Source organism: Virgibacillus pantothenticus (assembly GCF_018075365.1).
GTDB classification, from domain to species: Bacteria; Bacillota; Bacilli; order Bacillales; family Amphibacillaceae; genus Virgibacillus; species Virgibacillus pantothenticus.
In genome coordinates this window covers 572277-594128 of record NZ_CP073011.1, presented here as the reverse complement: position 1 = coordinate 594128, position 21852 = coordinate 572277, and the positions used below count along the sequence as shown (strand labels likewise).

Genomic DNA, 21852 nt, shown 5'->3' with positions numbered 1-21852 from the left:
CCACGAACCGATGAGGCCTTATCGTAGGGCGCATTTCTAAAAAGTCGCATCGTTGCTGGGCTCATGAGCCGGACGTGGCTTCGGTTATTTCGTTATCTCCAAGCGCCTAAATTTATACTTTCTTATCTCTTTAGAAAAACTTGGCTTGTCGCCAAGTCTTATGCGGAAGCCTTTGTTTTTCTTATACTATAAACCCAAAAAATCTTATACTTTCCTATAGTGGAACAAAGACTTAACCCTTAAGTCCCCTTTTTTCTGTGCGTCGCTCCTCCCGCGATCGACATCTTACAGGCCCAATGGACCGGGCATTTAGGTGGCGTTGTCTCCTACCCAAACCATTTCAGATCCTTGAAGTGGGAGGCTTCATATACCTTATATGCGGGGTAAATTCATACACATTCTATGCAACGTTAACGAATAAGATAAGTTAGGCGCTCAGGATGGTGTCTTCCTGAGCGCCTTTACTTAGATTCTCAAAAAAAGAAGGTGAGAATATGAAGCGTTCACTTTCCTTTGTTCTGGTATCTTTATTGCTCTTTCTAACCGCCTGTGGAAGTCAGGCCAGTACCTCAGAAGGAACTCTGTTTGAACATGATATTGCTGAATTTATTGATCAAAATTATACATTTCAAGATGTTGTTTCTAGTCAAGAGAATTCCTCTGACATATCTGAAATATACATAGCTGAGGACAAAAGCATTGATGAGGTAGTAAACGAACTACAAGAGCATGAAGAACCCGAAAAGCTAAGTGAAAGAAGCGATAACAAGCAAGCCCTTATTTACGATAACTTGTTTGTAATCGTAACAGAAGATGAAGATAACCCGGAAAATTCAACAGTTGAAATTGCGGAACAGCAATTCGTACGGGATAATTATAATCCGAGCTTTTTTAATGGTTTATTTGCACTTTGGTTATTGGATGAAGTTTTAGACGTTGATGATTGGGGGAAGAAACGTCAAAGCAAATGTAAAAATTCCGGAGACTGTTATGGAGGCTATCAATCTTCGGGCGGTTTATACAAGAAGTCAAGTGATTCAAAATCTATCCGTTCTTCCTCTGTTCGAGGCGGCGGCCCAGGTGCTGGTAAATAATGCGAATAATTAAAGAAAAGAAAGGATGAACTCCATGGAACCATTTGTTTCAACTTTGATATACTTTTTCGTGGCTATTTTTATTGTACTTATAGGCTTAATTATTTTTGAACTGATGACACAGAAATACAAAGATTGGGATGAAGTTTTAAAAGGTAATCATGCTGTAGCTTTATCGATCGGCGGGAAAATCGTCGGAATCTGTATCGTTCTTGCCTTCTCTATCTATAATAGTGCTAATATCATTGATACACTCATCTGGGGCGGTGTAGGGATCGTCCTGCAAATGGTAGCGTATTTACTATTCCAATTGTTCACGCGTAATTTCTCTGTGGAAGAACAGTTACAAAAAGGTAATATAGCTGTTGGAATTATCAGCATGAGTGTATCCATTGGGCTTGGATTTGTAATTGGGGCATCTATCACTTAAGAACCCCCACGAAAGAACAAAGGCGCGGGGCGCCCGTTTAGCAACGTAGCGAATGGAACGAATCAACTAAAGATAAAGTGAACCTTCAATCAACGGGGTTTTCCTCATCCCCACTGATTGTTAGTTGAACGAATCGGGGATTTAGGTGCTGTTACCTCCCGCTTCGGCTTGTTCAGCTCACTTCTTCCATTCTTGAAGTGGAGTCTACAACGCCTTTTTACGGGATAAAGGAAGCATACCACTAAAAACAGGGGTATGCCGACGCCTGAGCGGCAAGCCTGTTTTTAGTCGACCTTCCTCTTTGTGACGAACCGATGAGGCCTTATCGTAGGGCGCATTTCTAAAGTCGCATCGTTGCTGGGCTCATGCGCCGGACGTGGCTTCGGTTATTTCTTTATCCCCAAGCGCCTAAATTTATACTTTGTATGAAAAAACGCTATTTACCATTATATAACTTATTTATTTTAGGTAGTATTTCAAGAATCTAAACATTATAAAGCAACATTTTTCATAATAGATGGTGGCTCGCGCTCTAGGCTAGCCATGGTGGTTTCTTATCTTCTAAAAAAGGCTAATACGATACTAAGAAATACCTTAACTTATGAGAGTAAAACAAGTTGTAATGATTGCAATCGGCCTATTAGTCGATTGCCTTTTTTTAAACATTCTCATAAGATTAATCTAGCAACAATGACTATTGCACGAAATGAAGTTTTTTTAAAAGATAAAGTGAATCTTCCAACTGTGGAGGTTGTCGTTCACCCCCAAGGTTTGTTAGTAGCTCCAGGGTATGACCTAAAGGCCTCTGAACGAATATGTAGGTGCTATTATCTCCCACTTAGACTTGTCGCAATATGAGATATCCAACTCCTGAAGTGGGAATCTTCCAGCACCTTATATGCGGGATAAAATTAAACAAGGGAAAAGGAGAATCAGATATGCTTAATATTGGTAGTCTCGTGCTTGGATTAATTGCTTGGATACTTCCTATTGTTAGTCTCATGAAATATAAAAAACAAACCCATCAAAATTGGGCCATTCTTTCCATTATAAGCATTAGTGCTTGTGCAATTTCGCTAGGCTTGCAAATCTTCGATAGCTATCATCTAGTAAAACTGGAAGATTGGTCTGCTCTTATGGATACAATGGGGGCTGTAGCAATCATTGCCGCAGTTCTTCTATTCGTTACCATCCTATTAAATATACTTAATTTAATTATATACCATCGTAAAAGCACAAATTAGAACGTTCCATTAACAGTTTGCAAGTTTGAACTCATTCAATCATTATGCCAATGATACATTTATAGCATTCTGCTATGTATCGGATCCATATCGAGGAGAAAGTATCTTTACAAACTTGTTCAAATTTTTGATTCATGTAAAAATAGTAAGGTACATATGCTATTTCTACCAAATGAAACAAGAATAGTGTTAGACGTATTTTGGTCTATCGAATAGACATACAATTAAAGCTCTAACACCTATTCTTCTCTCTTAGAAATGTATGTATTAAGTGAACCTTCCACCAGTGGGGGGCATCCCCCAGTGATTGTTAGTACCGTAATGGTATGACCTAAAGGTCTCTAAAACGAACCGGGCATTTAGGTGCTGTTATCTCCCACTTAGACTTGTTGGGTACAGATTATCCTGAAATTGGGAGTATTACAGCACCTTATATAGCGGGACAAGTTATGTTTCTAAGAACCTTTAAGCCTCTCATGAACGGTTAAGATGATTTTTTTTACAAGGAGACTTACGTGTGAATCATTTAAGCATTAAACAAAGCAAAGCCATTTATTGGGCTTCTGGAATCGTATCTATATGTGGAATCATTTTTGAAGTTTTATTTGGAGCAGCTGGCTCTTACTTACTGGGAGATGGTGTAAAACAATACACTCTCACCATTTCACTCTTTTTAACCGGTATGGGAATTGGTGCGACGCTTAGTGAAAAAGTAACCAAGAATTTAATTTTATCGTTTGTTTGGATTGAATTCGCAATCGGTTTAATAGGTGGTTTTTCTACATTTGTATTATTTGGAGTTACTGCCTTTTTAAGTTCAGGAATGGATGCTTTCTTTCTTTACTTTATCACCTTAGTAGTTGGCGCACTTACAGGGGTTGAACTCCCGATTTTAATCCGTAAAGCAAATGAAATTGGCGTCACCTTACAAAAAAGTACCGCAAGAGTTCTATTCTCAGATTACGCAGGTGGACTCATTGGTGGCTTGCTTTTCGTTTATTTGTTCCGACCACAATTCGGATTAGTTAAGTCTGCCTTTATTGTAGCGCTTATTAACGTAATTGTTGCCTTATGGATTCTAGTCTATTTTAAGAAAGAGATCCAAACATTTAAGCGACATTTTATCGCTGGCATTATTATTTTCGTTGTATTAGTCCTTGGCGTTATCTTCGGGGAGAAGACTGCCTTTCTCTTTGAACAAAAACTATATAATGACCCGATCATTTATAACGAACAAACCGCTTATCAACAAGTTATCTTAACAAAAGAGCAAGGGGACCTGCGCCTTTTCTTAGATGGACAACTGCAATTTAGTTCAACAGATGAATACCGCTATCATGAAGTACTCGTCCACCCGGCTATGGCTACTGCTTCTTCAATTGAAAATGTTCTTGTGTTAGGAGGTGGGGATGGGCTGGCACTACGAGAATTACAAAAATACGATGACATAAAATCCATGACGCTTGTTGATTTAGACCCCAAAGTAACCCACCTTGGTAAAAGCCACCATGAGATTACTGAGCTAAATCAACAGGCTTTTGAAGATGAGCGGGTAAAGGTTGTGAATGCAGACGCTTTTAAATACTTACAAGATCATCAGGAGTTATACGATATTATACTTGTTGATATGCCTGACCCTAACAATGAATCCTTAAATAAGCTCTATACCCTTGAATTTTATCAGCTGGTCCGTAATCACTTGCGTCCCGGAGGCGCTATGATGGTACAGGCAACAAGTCCAACTTTTGCTACAGAAGTGTATTGGTCGATTAATAAAACCATTCAAGCAGCTGAACTATATACAGACAATCTCCATGTAGACGTTCCTAGCTTTGGTGATTGGGGGTTTGTACTGGCAAAACGCGAGGAATTTGATTTAGAGGATATGGATATTTCTGTTGATACGAAGTTTCTAACCAACGATGTATTAGACGGACTAGCAACGTTTGGTAAGGACATTGATCAACATATTGTGGATAAAAAAGGCAACGAAATAGCTCTAGATGTCAATACATTAATCCGCCCTACCTTGATTGAAAAATACGAAAAGGCATGGCAAAGTTATTAAAGCAAGTAGCTTACCCTTAGGTACTACTTGCTTGTTTTTTAATATACTTTTACAGAGAACTCAACGCTTTTTTTACCTGGTTCGCTTATGGGATCCTTTTTTCGGGTTAGTTGGCTTAGGCCATAGCGGACGTGCAACATGCTGAATCATCGTATAAAATACAACCTGCCACTGCTCTTCTGGAAGCTTTCCAATCATTGTGGAAGATTTCACACCCAAATTTCTTTTCAAATGTTTCATTTGCGGAGCAGTGAATACACCTTTAAGAACCATTTCCATACTTGCTTTTGGCTGCTTAAGTGCGTATTGAGCAAGGCCTAGAAAAGCCATATAATGCTTATTTTCAATGAGCGGCTGGTTTTTTCTTGTTATTTTGATCATCGCAGAATCTACTTTTGGTGGTGGGGAGAAGCAATCCCTTGAAACATCTTTCATATAGGTAAGATCAAACCACATCCGCCAAACCAGTACATAAGCATTTCTTATAAACGTTGCAGTAAATCGTTTGCCAGCTCCCTTTTCCATAATAATTACTCCTCGGTCAAACGCTCCTGAAGGGTGATTGAGCAGCATCTTCATAATTGGTGTCGTAATAGCGTATGGGATACTAGCTACCACAACATATTTCTTTTTAGGCAAATTTATTTTTAAAATATCTTCATGAATGATTTGCGTGTTTTTATTTTTGGCCGTTTTCAATTTTAATATTTGAACAAACGTATGATCATATTCTACTGCCAACACTTTAGCTGCTTTTTGTGCCAAGATAGTCGTTAATGCCCCCTTGCCTGCACCTAGCTCCAATACTGTATCCTGCTTGCTGACAGAAGCTTTCTTGATCATTTCATATAATACTTGTTTTTTATGGAGTAAATGTTGTCCTAAGTAATTGGGGGGTTCCCCTCTACTTAGTTTTTTCCCGCTATACTTATGCATTTTCTTCGTCATTATACTTCTTCCTTTCCTAATCGTACTTAACTTGTTACATAAAAAAACACCAGCTATTGCCAGTGATCTTTAAAGTAAAAGGAAGAAGGTCATTATGATACGTAATGTATACGTTAACCAGGCTATTTAGTCTCCATTAACATTTGCATTTTTAGTTCCATCAGAGATGTCATGCAATTCGAAGCCTTTATTTAAATATATCCACCACTATTTAGTGGCAACAAATTCCTTGGCTAACGATAGGCATTATTTGTACAAGCTATTCAAGCACAAAAAAGAAAGGTATAACGAGACACCTTTCCCATCATCCGTTCTATGAAAATGAGGTTTTTAAAAAAGGACAGACTAATCCCGCTTACTCCGCAATCACTGGCAGAGCTTTTGAACATATGAAATTACCTGTTCAAAGTTACGAAACGTAGTCTACCTGAATTCATACTTTTATTAAGCCTCCTTTTCTATTCTCCTTATATTATAAATCCTGTAGTTTAAACTGTCAAAACATTTCTGTAGTAACTACAATACTCTTTCCCTTATTTGCTGGTTCAATTTTTTCAAAAAATCAGCTAATGTTTTCTTCTCTGATCGTTTTATTCCATACATCCTTACATTAATTGTAGCAGTCTCTTCCTCTTGGTCACCAACCACCAATGTATAGGGTATTTTTTGCATTTGCGCTTCTCTTATCTTATAGCCCAACTTTTCTTCTCTTTCATCTAATTCAACCCTGATTCCATGATGCTTTAAAGTAGATTCCACTGCTTTACAGTATTCCAAATGTACATTGGAAACTGGGATGAGTTGAACTTGAACAGGTGCAAGCCAAACAGGAAAAGCACCAGCAAAATGTTCAATTAGAATACCGAAAAAACGATCGATCGAACCATATATGGCGCGATGAATTACGACAGGACGAACCTTTTCATTATTTTCATTAATATACGATAGATCAAATTTCTCCGGCATTTGAAAATCTAATTGAATCGTAGCACATTGATGGCTACGCCCAAGAGCGTCCCTAATATGAAAGTCAATTTTTGGTCCATAGAATGCACCATCTCCTTCATTTAATTGGTAAGGGACGGCTAACTGATGTAAAACATTTTGAAGTGCTTGTTCAGATGCTTCCCATAAATGATCTTCCCCCAAGGACTTTTCTGGACGTGTAGATAACTCCACTGTGTAAGAAAAACCAAATGTTTGATAAACCTGATCAATTAACTGAAATACCTGCGCGATTTCCGCTTCGATTTGATCCTTTCTAACAAAAATATGGGCATCATCCTGACAGAAAGTTCGTACACGTAACATACCATTTAGCGCCCCGCTATACTCATGCCGATGTACCTGACCAAATTCTGCTATTCGAATCGGTAAGTCGCGATAAGAATAGAGCTTATTTTTATAAATCAACATATGACCAGGACAATTCATCGGCTTCATTGCAAACTTCGTATCGTCTACTTCTGTAAAATACATATTCTCATGGTAATGATCCCAATGACCTGACTGCTCCCATAACCGCTGATTCATCATCAACGGGGTACGAACCTCATCGTAGGCTGCTTGGTTTTGTATCTCTCGCGAAAGATTTTCTAACTCATTGCGAATAATTTGTCCCTTTGGCAAATAAAATGGCATTCCGGGTGCTTCTTCAGAAAACATAAATAGCTGTAATTGTTTTCCTAATTTGCGATGATCCCGTTTCCTTGCTTCAGCTATAAATTCCAGATGAGCTTCCAATTCTCTCTGTTTTTTAAACGCAAAACCATATATACGCTGCAGCATATCTCTGTCACTATCTCCACGCCAATATGCACCAGAAACATGTGATAACTGAAAGGCCTTAATATACCCTGTACTTGGAAGATGGGGACCTCGACAAAGATCAACAAACTCTCCTTGGCGATAAATAGTAATCGTTTCGTGCTTATCAAGGCTTTCTAAAAGTTCTAGCTTTAATGCTTCATTTCGTTCCGTAAATAGCTGTACTGCAGCATCATACGATATTAATTCTCGTTTGATCGCTAAATCCTCTTTTATAATCGTCTTCATTTCTGCCTCAATTTGTTGCAAATCATCCTCGTTAAATGATTCCTTTAACTTAAAATCATAATAAAAACCATGCTCAATCACTGGGCCAATGCCCAATTGCACATCACGGTGCAATCTTTTCACTGCTTGTGCCAGCACGTGGGCTGTGGTATGTCTTAATACGCTTAATCCTTCTTCTGATTCTAAAGTAAAAATTTCAACTACAGCATTTTCCATTAGCTTGTAGTTTACATCTACCATCTTTCCATTTACTTTTGCTGCCACCGCATTTTTACCTAAGCTTGAACTAATAGACGCAGCCACCTCTACTACAGTAATGCTTTGTTGATATTCTTTCACTTTTCCATCTGCTAGTTGCACTTGAATTACGGAATTTGACATCACCTATAACCTCCTTGAAATTTCAATATTTAAGTAAAACCTTATAGAACGTTGCTTGCAACGTATTTCCCATATTAGAAAGGAAGTTCTTGCTTGAAGTTATTGGATAAATTGTGAACTCCGGCGACTTTCCAGTAAACTCCATTGGTCACTCTATGTATCGCGAAGATTCTGCGCATCTCGTGTTTCCTATAGTGGAACAAAGGCGCGGGGCGCCCGTTTAGCAACGTAGCGAATGGAACGAATCAACTAAAGATAAAGGAATCATGCCACTAAAAACAGGGGTATGCCGACGTCAGGCGGCAAGCCCGTTTTTAGTCGGCCTTCCTCTTTGCCACGAACCGATGATGACTTATCGTAGGGCGCATTTCTAAAGTGCCTAGTTGCTGGCGCAGGCGCAGGACGTGGCTATTCAGTTATTTCGTTATCCCCCAAGCACCTCATTTTATAATTTCTTATAGTACAAAAAACACATCCATCCCTAGAAAGGGACGAATGTGTTATCCGTGGTTCCACCCAATTTCCCAAATGGCAATACTACCTATTTGGCTTATTGTGCTGTAACGTAGCTTTACGGTACTGGTTACTCTTGTTTCCCCAATACAGCTTTTGAGGTGGTACATTATTTTCCATCACTAGGGAGCTCTCACCTTTTCTCCCCTCTCTGCCAGCTGTAAAAATAATGCTTGCCCTCTTCATTGCGTTTGCTTATTTTCCTTTTAATAAAAATAAAGTAACCCCTATTGCAATTGCTATATCACCTTGCACCTACATTTTTAAACAAAAATCAATCAGTGCAGTTATGATGCAGTCACCTTCATGCTTTGCCAGTAAAAAAACACATCCATCCCTAGAAAGGGACGAATGTGTTATCCGTGGTTCCACCCAATTTTCCAAACGGCAATACTACCTATTTGGCTTAATGTGCTGTAACGTAGCTTTACGGTATTGGTTACTTTGTTTCCCCAATACAGCTTATGAGGTGGTACATCATTTCCCATCACTAGGGAGCTCTCACCCTTTCTCCCCTCTCTGCCAGCTGTAAAAACAATGCTTGCCCTCTTCATTGCTTTTTATAGATAGTTGATTTTTACTTATACTACATCAAGATGCGAAAAAATGCAATAGCAAATGAGCGGAGTCAAAGAAAGGTAAATAGAAATAAGAAAAATTTTCCGATAAACGATTCTCTTGATGGAGCGAACGGATTTATAGAGTGGGCGAACGAATTTCCGCACAGGGTGAGCGACATTACTCGTGGAATGAGAGCTACTTTGATCGCAATGTGAGCGACCTCAGTCGTGATGCGAGTGGCTTTTTCGATGCAACTAGGGGAAAGGTTTTCACAGCATTAGTTTACAAAACAACAAGCGACACCCTTCTTCTCTAGTTGACATCGTACCTATCATCCGCTAAAATAAAGTAAACGTTTACTCTATAAGGAAGATAGTATGAAAAAATCAACGATTAAAGATGTTGCTAGAGAAGCTAATGTCTCCATTGCGACTGTTTCTCGGATATTAAATAATACGGGAAAAGGCTACTCCGATAAAACAAGGCAGCATGTAATGCAAACGATTGAACGAATGGGCTACTTTCCAAATGCTATTGCCCGTGGTCTGATTAACAATGAAAGCGGAACAATTGGTGTATTGTTTCCAGCAGTATCAGGGATGGTAAGTGCAGAGCTTCTTCACGGGATTGAAGCAGCTGCGCAGGCGTTTGACAAAAGTGTTATCGTGTGTAACACGTTATCTGATCCAGATAAAACGGAGCACTATTTACAATTGCTTTACGAAAAACAGGTCGAAGGTGTTATCTTTGCCAATGCAAGGCTAACGTCTGATTTTCAAAAAATGGTAAAGCAAATGGCTGTACCATTTGTTACATTAGCTGGAACATCAGAAATAGAAGGTATACCAGAAGTAAAAGTTAATGATCAGCAAGCTTCCTATGACGCTACGCAATATTTAATCAAGCACGGACATTCACAGCTTGCTATGGTTAGTGGGCCGTCTCATGATTTAATCGCAGGTACTCCACGAATAGAAGGATTTAAGCAAGCATTAGCAGATGCAAACTTACCATGTAAAGCGACACAAATCAGTTGGAGTCATGCCTTTAATTTTGAAGATGGTAAACATGCGTTTCGTTTGATTATGGCGCATCATCCAGAAACAACTGCTATCTTTGCAGCTAGTGATGAAATGGCTGCAGGTGTCATATCTGAAGCACATGCACAAGGGATTCGTGTACCTGATGACCTATCCATTATTGGTTATGATAATACAAAGTTAGCTATGATGACCGTACCGGCCTTAACAACCGTATCGCAAGAGTTTGACACAATGGGGAACCGTGCTGCAGAGCTATTATGTCATTCTATTATGGGCGAAGATATTGAATCGCTCAGCCTGAAACATAAAATAGTCGAAAGAGAATCGGTGAACAAACAGTAAAGGCAGGTTCTCACCTTTTCTTTTTACGTAGAGAGTAAACGTTTAACCTAGAAGGAAGAGGATGATTTCATGACAGAGAAAAATTGGTGGAAAGAAAGCGTTGTTTATCAAATATATCCACGCAGCTTTCATGATAGTAATGGTGATGGTATTGGTGATTTACAAGGAATTATTCAAAAATTAGACTACCTGAAAAAGCTTGGAATTGATGTCATTTGGCTATCTCCTGTTTATGATTCTCCAAATGATGATAACGGATACGATATTCGCGATTACCAAAAAATTATGGATGAATTTGGAACGATGGAAGATTTTGATGCGTTACTCGAAGAAGCACATAAACGTGGATTAAAGATCGTGATGGATCTAGTCGTTAACCATACATCGGATGAACATGCATGGTTTGTCGAATCTAGATCAAGCAAGGATAATCCAAAAAGAGATTATTATATTTGGAAAAAAGGCAAAGAAAATGGTCAGCCCCCAACAAATTGGGAATCTGCATTTAGTGGATCTGCCTGGAAATATGATGAAGCAACTGGAGAGTACTTTCTCCATATGTTCAGTGAGAAGCAACCTGACTTAAATTGGGAAAATCCAGCAGTACGTAACGATGTATACCAAATGATGCGCTGGTGGTTAGATAAAGGAATTGATGGCTTCCGTATGGATGTAATCAACTTAATTTCCAAAGATCAAACGATGCCAGAACGTGAACCTGATCCAGGGAAAGAACTTGTGTCTGCATTTGAATTTCATATGAATGGACCTCGTATTCATGAATTTTTGCATGAAATGAATCAAAAAGTATTAGCCGATTATGACATTATGACTGTTGGGGAAATGCCGGGTGCAACGGTTGAAGATGCTAAGCTTTACACTGGGGAAGAACGTGAAGAATTAAATATGGTATTTCATTTTGAACATATGGGTCTTTGGAATGGTCCTGATGGAAAATGGTCCAACATGCCTTGGAAGCTTACTGACTTAAAAGAAATTTTAAGCAAATGGCAATATGGACTAGAAAAGGAAGGCTGGAATAGCTTGTACTGGAATAATCATGATCAGCCCAGAGTTGTTTCCCGCTTCGGTAATGAAAAGGAATACCGTGAGAAATCTGCGAAAATGCTAGCAACTCTACTCCACGGTATGAAAGGAACACCATATATTTATCAAGGTGAAGAAATTGGCATGACAAATGTCCGATTCCCTTCTATTGATGATTATGAAGATATCGAACTGATTAATTGGTATAACGAACGTCTGGCACAAGGACATAATAAAGAAAAACTGATGGAAGCAATCTATGCAATTGGTCGTGATAATGCCCGAACCCCAATGCAATGGAATGGCAATCCGCATGCAGGATTTACGACTGGAGAACCTTGGTTGAAAGTGAATCCTAATTATATCAACATTAATGTAGAAGCAGCGCTTGCCGATCCAGAATCTATTTTCTATTACTATCAGCAGCTAATTGCATTGCGTAAGCAAGAACCAACTATTGTGCATGGAAAATTTGAATTATTACTAGAGGATAGTGAAGAAATATTTGCTTACACTCGAAATTATCAAGATGACACATTGCTTGTGGTATGTAACTTTACAGCTCAAAACCAAACATGTGAATTACTTAATTTATCAGCAGGGAAAGAAATACTCATTACAAACGAGGCAACGGATACCATGCATACGCTTAGCCAATTTACCTTAAATCCATATGAAGCCTTTGTGTATAGGCTCACTTAGAAAGAAGGAGATTTTTAATGCGATTGATTTCTTCTCTAGTCGTCTCACTCACTACAGCTGCCCTGCTTGTCGGCTGTAGTGACATTTCTTCCCCGAAAGAAAATATGGTGGAACTAGAGCTATTTTCCAATAAAGCTGAAAATATAGCTACATACGAATCGATGATTGAACGTTTTGAAGAGCAGCATCCTAACATTCGAATTAATTTATATGCTCCACCTGACGCAGAGACTTTATTACGAACTAGGCTAGTAAAAAATGATATGCCAGATATGCTAGCCATTGCCGGTAATGCTTTATATAGGGAATTAGTAAGTGTTGATATGTTAGTAAACTACGAAGGTGAGCCTATGCTGGACCCTATTCAACCAGCATATTTACAAACCATTTCTGATCTAGAAGGCTCCGAAAAGAAAGGAATACATGGTGTGCCCTTTGCGGCTAACGCCAATACGATGATTTACAACAAGACCAAGTTAAAAGAACTGGGAGAAGATGTTCCAAAAACATGGGATGAATTCATTCAATTGCTGCAAAAAGCAAAAGCAGTTGGAGAAATACCGATCTACTTTACTTTCCAGGATTCATGGACAACAATGCCAGCTTGGAATTCGTTGGCAGGGAATCTGCAACCGAAACAATTTGCCGATAAAAAAACAAATAAAGAAGTGACGTTTCAAGGTACCCATCAAGAAGTAGCAGAAAAATTATTACAATTAAAAGATTACGGGCATGATCGCATGTTTGGGATCGGCTACAATGATGGAAACCGTGAATTCTCACAAGGAAAGGGCGTTTTCTATTCCCAAGGAAACTGGGCGATTCCAGAGCTACTCAAGTTAAATCCTGAACTTGACCTCGGTGTATTTGCAATGCCAGTTACGAATGATCCCACTAAAAACAAGTTAGTTTCGGGTATTGATGTTCTTTTTGCCACTTTAAAAGAATCCAAGCATCCTGAAGAAGCAAAGCAATTTATTTCTTTTATGATGGAAGAACAGCAACAGCAGCAATATATGGAAGAACAATCTGCCTTTTCTGTTCGTAAAGACGTCATTTCTGATGATCCAATTATGGAAGGCATTCAAGATAACTTTACAGAAGGAAAAATAAGCAGTTTTCCAGACCATTTTTATCCGGCTGGAATGGGGGCTCAAAATATGATACAAGAATTTCTTTATCAAGGTAACATTTCCAAATTGTTAAAAGACTTAGATCGAGAGTGGGACCAAATCCAATTAAGGTATTAAGGAAGTGAATGAATTGAAAAGTCGACAACGTGCATTTTTGCTAATGACCATCCCTGCCGTTATTTTGTTTTTTATCTTTCATACATTTCCTCTCCTTCAAGGAATATTTTATAGCTTCACGAATTGGAGAGGGTACGGGGATTGGGATTTTATCGGGCTTTCTAATTATGTAAATGTGTTTAAAGATATGCGTGCCTTAAACGCATATGGCTTTACATTTCAGTTTGCTATTGTATCAACAGTCTTAGTAAATATCTTTAGTTTATTAATCGCTCTTGGCTTAAATGCAAATATTAAATTCCAAAAAACATTACGAGCAGTCTATTTCTTACCAAATATATTAAGTATTCTTATTGTTGGATTCATTTTCCAATTCATTTTCACGATCTTTTTACCGCAATTTTCCGATGCTCTAGGTATTCAGGCGCTAGCGACCAATATTTTAGGCAGTCCTGACTATGCTTGGGTTGGCGTTGTCATCATGGCTGTATGGCAAGCGACAGCTTTTAATACGATTCTTTACCTAGCAGGCTTACAAACCGTTCCTGAAGATGTTTATGAGGCTGCAGCAATTGATGGAGCTTCACCATGGAAAAGGTTTTGGAAAATTACATTTCCACTAATTGCGCCATTTTTCACGATTAATATGGTACTTGCATTGAAAACATTTTTAATGGTATTTGACCATATCATTGCTTTAACTGGCGGTGGACCAGGATATGCAACGGAATCCATTTCCGTATTAATTTATCGAGGTGGATTTGAAGGCGGGCAATTTGGCTATCAATCTGCTAACGCAGTTATATACTTTATTGTCATCGTTGCCCTTTCCATTATTCAACTGCGATTCTTACAAAAACGGGAGGTACAACAATGAGAAAAAAGAAAAATTGGCTTGTTACTAGCCTGTTAATTATCGGAACATTATTGATCTTTTTCCCGTTATATTTAACGATTAATATTGCTTTGAAAACACCGGGGGAAATGGTAAAACCATTACTTTCTCTACCAGATGAATGGCGTTTTCAAAATTTTCTTGATGCGATTGAAATGACCAATTTCTTTCAAGCATTATCAAATAGCTTTATCGTTACGTTTTCTGTCGTTGTATTAACGGTATTAACGAATTCTCTTGTTTCCTATGCAATTGCCAGAAATATGCATAAAAAATTTTTTAAAGGCTTATTTTATTACTTTGTAAGCGCTATGTTCGTACCGTTCCCGATTATTATGCTGCCATTAGTGAGACAAACAGCCATCGCTGGTATGGATAATCTCATCGGACTCATTTTTCTTTATATCGTGTTCCAGTTGTCCTTTAATGTCTTTATCTATGTGGGATATATTAAGTCAATTCCAGTTGCACTGGAAGAGGCAGCTGTCATGGACGGCGCAAGTTCATGGAAGATCTTTTGGAAAGTTATCTTCCCCCTTCTATCACCAATGAATGCAACAGTAGCTATACTTACAGCTTTATATGCATGGAATGACTTCATGCTTCCATTGGTCATACTGACAGATCCGGAACATGCCACTTTACCGTTAGTTCAATATATTTTCCAATCGGAATTTAGCACGAACTATAATTTAGCGTTCGCTTCCTATTTACTAGCGCTATTGCCGATGGTAATTGTTTATCTGATTGCTCAAAAATGGATCATTAGTAACGTTACACGTGGTGCGGTTAAATAAGTAATAAGTACAAACACAGTAATTATCTAGTTTAAAGATAGTTACTGTGATTTGTTTTTTAGAGTAGGACTACTAACCCTGAATATCCATTTTAGATAAAGAAAATTAACAATAGGATAGATAAGGATCTTAAACTTGTCAACCTTTCTTATCTCTGAACAAAGGCGCAGGGAGCCCGTTTAGCAACGTAGCGAATGGAACGAATCAACTAAAGATTTAGGAATCATGCCCCTGCAACCAGGGGTATGCCGACGCCTGAGCGGCTAGCCCGTTTTTAGTCGGCCTTCCTCTTAGCGACGAACCGATGATGACTTATCATAGGGCGCATTTCTAAAGTCGCATCGTTGCTGGGCGCTGAAGCCGGACGTGGCTATTCAGTTATTCCCTTATCCCAAAGCAACAAATTTTATGCTTTCTATACTATAAACCAAAAAAATCTTATACTTTCCTATAAATGTTACCCCAAGCGTCCTAAGGAAATTATAACATTCAAATGAATTGTATAATTGTATATAGATGGCTTATTACATTCATGACATCCATTACTAAATTCAAAACAATCCTAATTGCTTTGGCGCAAGCCCTTTATACTCAATACCTAAAAGCTTCTGTAATTGCTTTGCATTCCCAGCAGCATCGCCGCCTGAATTATTATTAAATAACACGATAATATCCTTCGTTTCTTTCTCCAGTTCCTGTAATATCGTTTTCCATTTTAACAGTTCTTCTTCATTATATTTATATAAATAACGCACATCACGCCAGTTCGTTTCCGCACTATTTGGCTTATTCCACCCAATTACATTTCTGCCATGAAAACGCAGGAGCGTCTTTTCTTCATCCGTCACTACCGGAACCGTCGGAATCGACCCTTCTCCCGCTTGTGGCTCATCTACAATAGAATGAATCCAGCCTTCTTCCTTCATAAACGATAATGTTTCTTCTCGAAAGCGCTCGCTAAACCAGGATTGATTTCTAAATTCCAATGCAACTGGAATACCCCCCATCATTTGTTTACAATAGCGCAAATACATAACATTTTGCTTCGTGCAATCAAACCAAGGTGGAAATTGAAATAAAACCATTGCTAGCTTATTTACATCCTGATATGGCTGTAACGAAGCTATAAATGCCTCAAACATTTCCTTTTTTGAAGCAAAAGGGCGCTCTTCTTCCGTTCGTTGATGGCCCGTCATTCCTTGGTAAGCTTTTACAACAAATTGAAAATTTGCCGGCGTCTCTTTTACCCACTTTTCTACATTTCGAATCGGCTGTATCGCATAAAACGATGCATCCACTTCAACAACGAGAAAATGGCTACTATATTCTGCTAATTTATCTTTTGCTTTCATTTGCTCCGGATATAAGGAGTAATGGTCCCCCCATCCCGTTAATCCAATATAAATCAAGAAAAACCCTCCTATTCCAAGATCATCATAGCATAGGAAGGTTTTTACATAAAATAGCTTGCTTGTTATAAGCGGATAGAATGGTAGGAGACTACCATTAATTCAGGTCGAATCGATTATTGACCGGAAGTTAGCTCTGATTTCACTTGCTGCACGTCTTGCTGTGTTGCTGGCATAGCAGGTTTATAGAACCCTTTTTGAGATGCGTAACTATAAAGTGCTCGTTGACGTGCCTCATCACCATTTCGCAAATTAATCAATGTTTGTCTAAGTTGCGCATTATTAGCTTGAGCAATATAATCGGCATAACTTTTCAAGCTGGAATTCAGTCCATTTAAGTAATCATTTACAATATCCTTATCCTGTAACATGTGAGCCCTCCTATTGTAAAAATGGTAACAGTTGCTGCTGCGCCTGCCTAGCAGATTGTGCATCCTGCATTAAAATTGATTTCAGTTCTTGATCCGTTGCTGATTGCGCGTACGTTTCCAGCTTATTGGCGATCATCCCATGACCTCCAATAATTTTACGCAAGTTTTCTAATTCGGTTTGCGTTAACTGATTCATGGCACAAACTCCTTTCCAAAATGTCACGCTTAGTTTGTGCTGTTTTATAAGACTTATACATGCATAAAGCATAGATTCTTATAAACAAAAACCGGGCCTTTGCTTGTCAAATGACTTTAGCGTGAGCCCGGTTAGGGTAGTTGTTTTTTAGCCGATATTTTTCTTCAGCTAAGGCTAATGTATGCGATAATCATTCATATCAATGATGCGTTGATTTCTACTTCCACGAAACGTTAAGGTTAAATCCCGTTGAGATAAAATAAATGGGCCGTCAACAAGTACATCCACATATTGAAGTAGCTCTAATTGATGGGCGTCGTTATTTTCCATTAGCTGTTCAATCGTCCATCCAGTATACGCCCAAATATTTTTACCATGTTCTTTAAGTCGTTTAGCAACCTTTGCTACAGCTTCTGCTTGGTAAAACGGATCTCCACCACTTAACGTAATATCTGTCAATGGATTCAGAGCCTCATCAATAATTTGCTGCACATGCATCTCTTTTCCATTTCTTATATTCCAGGACTTCGGATTATGGCATCCTTTACAGTGATGGGGGCAGCCAGCGAAAAAAATCACGGTACGTAATCCCTCTCCGTCTACTACGGAATCATGATAGATGGATAAAACCCTTGCTGTATCCATTATACGTGTCTCACTCGATCATGCTCTTCAGAAGCCTTTGCTGTATTCCACTTATCCATCGTTCCTACGAGGTAGCCGGTAATGCGTCGAATTCGATCAATTTGCTTTTCATCGGTTATTTGACAACTAGGGCATTCATTATCAATCATCCCTGTATAGCCGCAATTTTTACAACGATCAACCGGATGATTAACACTGCCATAACCAATTCCACTTTCAGCCATTGTTTTAACGAGTGTATCCATAGCCTTTAAATTCTTGCTTATATCACCATCTACTTCGATATACGTAATATGACCTGCATTCGTATACGGATGATACACAGCTTCTCGTTTTATTTTCTCCATAGCACAGATCGGATAATACACAGGAATATGGAAAGAATTCGTATAGTAATCTCTGTCTGTAACACCTTTAATCTTACCAAATTCTTTTTGGTCCCGTTTGGTAAAACGTCCACTTAGCCCTTCTGCAGGTGTCGCAATCAACGAGTAATTTAAATCGTATTGCTCACATGCCTGATCACATTTTTGCCGTAAAAAAGCAACAATTTCTTCACCTAAATTCTGCGCTTCATCGGATTCTCCGTGATGCTTACCAGTTAATGCTACTAAACATTCCGCCAAACCGATGAAACCAACGCTTAAACTTCCTTGCTTTAACACTTTTTCTAATCTATCCTCTGGTCCGAGCTCAGAGCTTCCTGTCCAAACTCCTTCACCATGTAAAAAGGTGAAATCTTTCACAAGTTTATGTGTTTGGAATATATATCGTTCATATAATTGCCGAATCACTACATCAGTATATTCATCTAATTTTTGGATAAATGCTTCAAAAGTTTGTGACGTAAGCGCTATTTTCACTAAATTAATACTTGTAAACGATAAATTTCCACGCCCAACACTATTTTCTTTCCCATGACGGTTAGCCATAATACGTGTGCGACAACCCATGTACGCTACTTCAGATTCAGGATTTCCTTCTTCATAATACTCCAAATTAAATGGTGCATCTATAAAGCTAAAGTTCGGAAATAACCGCTTTGCCGTAGTCTTAAGAGCAAGCTGGTACAAGTCATAATTCGGATCTTCTTTATAAAAATTAATTCCCTTTTTCATTTTAAAAATTTGAATTGGGAAAATCGGTGTTTCTCCCTTTCCAAGTCCTGCTTGGGTAGCTAGTAACAAATTCTTAATAATCATTCTGCCTTCTTTACTTGTATCTGTACCATAATTGATGGAAGTAAATGGGACCTGTCCACCACTCCGGGAATGAAGACTGTTCAAATTGTGAATAAACGCTTCACAAGCTTGATAGCATTCATGATCTGTCTCTGCCCAAGCTAATTCCTCCAATTCATTTTTGGAAAGCGGAAGCTTGTATTGTTGCAATTTATGCAATTGTTTTTTATACGACCTTGTTACAAATGGAGCTAAATCATAATCGAAAGCTTGAAAGCTTTGTCCCCCATGCTGTTGATTTTGATTGCTTTGAAAAATAATCGCCGCTAATGCCATCGCACTTAAAATCGTTTGTGGTGATCGCATATGTCCATGTCCAGTATTAAATCCTCTTTCCAGTAATTTACCTAAAGGAATCTGACAGCAAGTCGCCGTTCCTGTAGGCATATAGTCTAAATCATGGATATGGATATAGTTTTCATCTACAGCTTGTTTCGCTTCTTCACTTAACATCTGTTGTTTCGCATAAAATTTAGCACTTTCATTAGCAAATTTGTTCATTTGCCCACACGGAGATCGCCCATCAACATTGGCGTTTTCTTGAATTAAATCTTGGTTAGAGCTTGATACAATATCTTGAAAAGCCATCATCAGTTCTTGATCTTCACTTATAGGAGCAGATTTTGTTTCGATCATTTTATTCCTCCTCGTCCTTTCCAAATGAATCATAAATTTTTATGTAATAAAGGTATGTTAAAGGCAGCAGAAGCAGTGAATCTTCCATGCAATGGGGCTTTCTTTTAGCCCCCACTGATTGTTAGTACCGCAAGGGTATGACCTAAAGGGCTCTGAACGAATCGGGCATTTAGGTGCTGTTATCTCCCACTTGTAGTATGGATTTCTCCAATTCTTGAAGCGGGATTCTTGCAGCACCTTATATGCGGGATAACTGTGGACCTAGCCTTTTATTTAAGCGTATAAACAGACAACCTCTTTACACATTCCATCTATATATAGTATCAATAATTTATTTTAATACTATATATAGTTATATCCTAAATGAAATGATGAGGAATTTCAAATGTATATTTTATGACTTTTTGATGTAAAAATTGTAACGTTCGGATTTTGCGGTTGATTTTTAACGTTAACGCCTTGACATGAAACATAATTAATGTTCATGACTTCACAATAAAGAGTACGACGTGATCTTTACACCTCCATGTGTTGCCCTCTCTTTAGCGTATTTATTCTAAAGACTTATTTTAACTGCCTTTGTGGCAATAAAGCACTTTAAATATTGATCCAACGGTCGGCTTCCACCAAAATCGTCTTCATAGAAACCAGTGATGGAAAAACCGGCTTCTATTTGACCTTGTATTTGGTCTTCCAATGTATGTCCAAATTCAATTGTATGCTTAGCTTCTATATAAGCTTCTGCTTCCGCTTGAGTAAGATGTTGTAAAGAATGAAAAGGGATCTCATGTTTAACAACCAAATTTCCCTTCTGGTCCTCCGCATCATCAAAAATAAATAAAACAGGATTCGTAAAACCTGAAATAAGCGTACCTTTATCTTTTAATACCCGGTAAGCCTCCTGCCAAACAAGTGAAATATCTTCCACAAATAAATTCGATACTGGGTGTATGATTATATCAAATGCACCATTTTTAAAACAGGATAGATTTGTCATATCACCCTGTACTGTTTTCAGCTGTAATCCTTCACACCTAGCAACAAGTTTATCTTTCTCTAGCTGCCGCTCAGAAATATCGAACACAGTAACGTCGCCTCCAGCTGCAGCTAAGATAGGTCCTTGCTGCCCTCCACCTGAAGCTAAACATAAAATTTTCTTTCCTTTAAGTGACGGAGGAAACCAGCTTTTTGGAACAGGTTTTTTTGTCGTGACCGTAATCCCCCAGTCTCCTGCCTTACTTTTTTTGATTAACTCGGTTGTCACTTCCTGTGTATAAACTGCCCCATCTTCCACTTTCTGATCCCATGCTATGCGATTTTGATTTACAATATCCAACTAAAGCCCTCCCCATCCCTTATGTATACTCTATCAAGTCAACTAAGAGGCTCCATCTCCCACTAGTTGAAACGAAACAATGACCATTCATTTATAAGCAACAAAGCATACGTATGCCATAAAGTGAATATTCAATCCGTGAGGGATTTTCATTCATCCCCAACGGATTGTTAGTACCGTAATGGTATGACCTAAAAGCCTCTTATGAACAAGAACATTTAGGCGCTGTTATCTCCCACTTAAACTTGTTGCAGTATAGATGATCCGACTCCTGAAGTAGGAGTCTTACAGTACCTTCTATGCAGGATAAAAAATAATAAGGTTAATTCCTTGAAAGTACAATTTTTTATTTACTGCACTGGCACCCATCAACTAACGCTTGAAGTCTAAGTCTTATGACCCTTTAGCTGTAAATCCACCGTATGATATAATGCAATTAGTGCATAAGGCTTTTGGGTGGTGGCTCATCCCTTTCAGAAAGGGGGTGAGGCCTATATGACAGTTTTCGAAGGGTTGGTCTTAATGATCTCTTTCGGGACGCTCATTGTAGCTATTCTGTCAGAAAAAAAGTAACCACCCTAGCCTGACAAGCATTTAATGGTTACTTTTCTCAAAATGTGAGTCGCCCCCTTTAAGGGCTATGCACGA

18 protein-coding genes and 2 other annotated features are annotated in these 21852 nt (G+C 38.5%); of the genes, 10 read left to right on the top strand and 8 right to left on the bottom strand.

Features of this window, described 5'->3' with window-relative positions; all coding sequences use genetic code 11:
* The first annotated feature begins 494 nt into the window (after positions 1 to 494).
* The 4 genes from KBP50_RS02795 (at position 495) to KBP50_RS02780 (ending at position 4836) form a co-directional block, all read left to right on the top strand.
* A complete protein-coding gene (locus KBP50_RS02795) occupies positions 495 to 1094 on the top strand; it encodes a DUF4247 domain-containing protein (protein ID WP_050349885.1) in 600 nt (199 codons plus the stop codon).
* Positions 1095 to 1128: 34 nt separating this feature from the next.
* Positions 1129 to 1524, top strand: coding sequence for a DUF350 domain-containing protein (locus KBP50_RS02790; protein WP_050349884.1), 396 nt, complete (start codon positions 1129 to 1131; stop codon positions 1522 to 1524).
* Between the two features lie 938 nt (positions 1525 to 2462).
* Entirely contained in the window at positions 2463 to 2768 is a 306-nt protein-coding gene (locus KBP50_RS02785) for a hypothetical protein (RefSeq protein ID WP_050349882.1), read from the top strand.
* A 517-nt stretch (positions 2769 to 3285) separates the two neighbouring features.
* On the top strand, positions 3286 to 4836 hold the full coding sequence (locus KBP50_RS02780; RefSeq protein WP_050349881.1) for a polyamine aminopropyltransferase: 1551 nt from the start codon (positions 3286 to 3288) through the stop codon (positions 4834 to 4836).
* Positions 4837 to 4908: 72 nt separating this feature from the next.
* Here KBP50_RS02780 and erm read toward each other — a convergent pair whose 3' ends face one another.
* Entirely contained in the window at positions 4909 to 5784 is an 876-nt protein-coding gene (erm, locus tag KBP50_RS02775) for a 23S ribosomal RNA methyltransferase Erm (protein WP_050349880.1), read from the bottom strand.
* Between the two features lie 516 nt (positions 5785 to 6300).
* Positions 6301 to 8220 (bottom strand): threonine--tRNA ligase, encoded by a 1920-nt coding sequence (thrS, locus tag KBP50_RS02770; protein WP_050349879.1) that lies wholly within the window; start codon positions 8218 to 8220, stop codon positions 6301 to 6303.
* Between the two features lie 484 nt (positions 8221 to 8704).
* Positions 8705 to 8928 (bottom strand) — a binding site (T-box leader).
* Between the two features lie 145 nt (positions 8929 to 9073).
* Positions 9074 to 9296 (bottom strand) — a binding site (T-box leader).
* A 375-nt stretch (positions 9297 to 9671) separates the two neighbouring features.
* Here thrS and KBP50_RS02760 point away from each other — a divergent pair.
* The 5 genes from KBP50_RS02760 to KBP50_RS02740 all read left to right on the top strand — a co-directional run bounded on the left by KBP50_RS02760 (position 9672) and on the right by KBP50_RS02740 (position 15370).
* Positions 9672 to 10679, top strand: coding sequence for a LacI family DNA-binding transcriptional regulator (locus KBP50_RS02760; protein WP_050349878.1), 1008 nt, complete (start codon positions 9672 to 9674; stop codon positions 10677 to 10679).
* A gap of 69 nt (positions 10680 to 10748) precedes the next feature.
* Positions 10749 to 12428, top strand: coding sequence for a glycoside hydrolase family 13 protein (locus KBP50_RS02755; RefSeq protein WP_050349877.1), 1680 nt, complete (start codon positions 10749 to 10751; stop codon positions 12426 to 12428).
* A 17-nt stretch (positions 12429 to 12445) separates the two neighbouring features.
* Positions 12446 to 13678, top strand: coding sequence for an ABC transporter substrate-binding protein (locus tag KBP50_RS02750; protein WP_050349876.1), 1233 nt, complete (start codon positions 12446 to 12448; stop codon positions 13676 to 13678).
* Positions 13679 to 13721: 43 nt separating this feature from the next.
* Positions 13722 to 14555 carry a carbohydrate ABC transporter permease gene (locus KBP50_RS02745; protein ID WP_198035053.1) on the top strand — a complete coding sequence of 278 codons (834 nt, stop codon included), beginning with the start codon at positions 13722 to 13724 and terminating at the stop codon, positions 14553 to 14555.
* A complete protein-coding gene (locus KBP50_RS02740) occupies positions 14552 to 15370 on the top strand; it encodes a carbohydrate ABC transporter permease (protein ID WP_050349874.1) in 819 nt (272 codons plus the stop codon). The genes KBP50_RS02745 and KBP50_RS02740 overlap by 4 nt, the downstream gene beginning before the upstream one ends.
* A 551-nt stretch (positions 15371 to 15921) precedes the next feature.
* Here the strand turns inward: KBP50_RS02740 and KBP50_RS02735 are convergent.
* From KBP50_RS02735 to KBP50_RS02710, 6 genes are all read right to left on the bottom strand, one after another.
* Entirely contained in the window at positions 15922 to 16779 is an 858-nt protein-coding gene (locus KBP50_RS02735) for a DUF72 domain-containing protein (RefSeq protein ID WP_050349873.1), read from the bottom strand.
* Between the two features lie 116 nt (positions 16780 to 16895).
* The gene (locus KBP50_RS02730) at positions 16896 to 17150 is read right to left on the bottom strand and encodes a spore coat protein (protein ID WP_050349872.1); all 255 of its coding nucleotides are present in this window, start codon (positions 17148 to 17150) and stop codon (positions 16896 to 16898) included.
* A 10-nt stretch (positions 17151 to 17160) separates the two neighbouring features.
* Entirely contained in the window at positions 17161 to 17346 is a 186-nt protein-coding gene (locus KBP50_RS02725; protein WP_050349871.1) for a hypothetical protein, read from the bottom strand.
* Positions 17347 to 17520: 174 nt separating this feature from the next.
* The gene (gene nrdG, locus KBP50_RS02720) at positions 17521 to 17991 is read right to left on the bottom strand and encodes an anaerobic ribonucleoside-triphosphate reductase activating protein (protein ID WP_050349870.1); all 471 of its coding nucleotides are present in this window, start codon (positions 17989 to 17991) and stop codon (positions 17521 to 17523) included.
* Complete coding sequence (locus KBP50_RS02715) at positions 17991 to 19868, bottom strand: anaerobic ribonucleoside triphosphate reductase (protein ID WP_050349869.1); 1878 nt, start codon at positions 19866 to 19868, stop codon at positions 17991 to 17993. The genes nrdG and KBP50_RS02715 overlap by 1 nt, the downstream gene beginning before the upstream one ends.
* A 556-nt stretch (positions 19869 to 20424) precedes the next feature.
* A complete protein-coding gene (locus KBP50_RS02710; protein ID WP_050349868.1) occupies positions 20425 to 21204 on the bottom strand; it encodes a class I SAM-dependent methyltransferase in 780 nt (259 codons plus the stop codon).
* A 495-nt stretch (positions 21205 to 21699) separates the two neighbouring features.
* Here KBP50_RS02710 and KBP50_RS22720 point away from each other — a divergent pair, with 495 nt between their 5' ends.
* Positions 21700 to 21777: a putative holin-like toxin gene (locus tag KBP50_RS22720; protein ID WP_353616247.1), complete on the top strand. Its 78-nt coding sequence runs from the start codon at positions 21700 to 21702 to the stop codon at positions 21775 to 21777.
* Positions 21778 to 21852 lie beyond the last annotated feature (75 nt).